This window comes from Streptomyces viridiviolaceus, assembly GCF_014650995.1.
Taxonomy (GTDB): Bacteria; Actinomycetota; Actinomycetes; order Streptomycetales; family Streptomycetaceae; genus Streptomyces; species Streptomyces viridiviolaceus.
This window is the reverse complement of record NZ_BMWA01000124.1, coordinates 1-547: the sequence shown is the minus strand read 5'-3', so window position 1 is coordinate 547 and position 547 is coordinate 1. Positions and strand designations below refer to the sequence as shown.

General features: G+C 34.4%; 2 protein-coding genes. Both read left to right on the top strand.

The features are described from left to right. Positions 1-321: AAA family ATPase (locus tag IE260_RS43505; protein WP_189881042.1), on the top strand; the 321-nt coding region annotated here is incomplete at its 5' end. 1 nt (position 322) lies between these two features. Beyond that, on the top strand, positions 323-547 hold a 225-nt coding region (locus tag IE260_RS43500; RefSeq protein ID WP_506005122.1), incomplete at its 3' end, for a hypothetical protein.

Genomic DNA, 547 nt, shown 5'->3' with positions numbered 1-547 from the left:
AACCCCATCATCATTGATGAACCAGAAGCCCACTTGGATAGTGCTTTAATCGCTAATTATTTAGTTACTTTAATTAAGAAGCAGAAACAAAAAAGACAAATTATTTTTGCCACCCATAACGCTAATTTTGTTTTGAACGCTGATGCAGAGCTAATTATTCAGTTAAAAAATGAGAATAATAAGATAGTGGTGCAGTCTTTTATGATTGAGAGCGATGAATATAAAGAGGATTTATTGAAATTAGAGGGAGGCGAAAAAGCTTTTAAAGATCGTGAAAGAAAGTATGGCATTACAAAAGATAAAACTAAAAACAAGGAATAACATGCGTATCGTATTTATGGGAACGCCGGGGTTTGCTGAAGTGATCTTAAGGGCGTTAGTTAAAGATGAAGAGATAAAGGTGGTGGGGCTATTCACTCAAATGGATAAACCTTTTGGGCGTAAAAAGGAATTGAAAGCCCCAGAGACTAAAACATATATTCTAGAAAATCATTTAAATATCCCCATTTTCCAACCACAAAGTTTGAAAGAGCCTGAAGTTCAAATT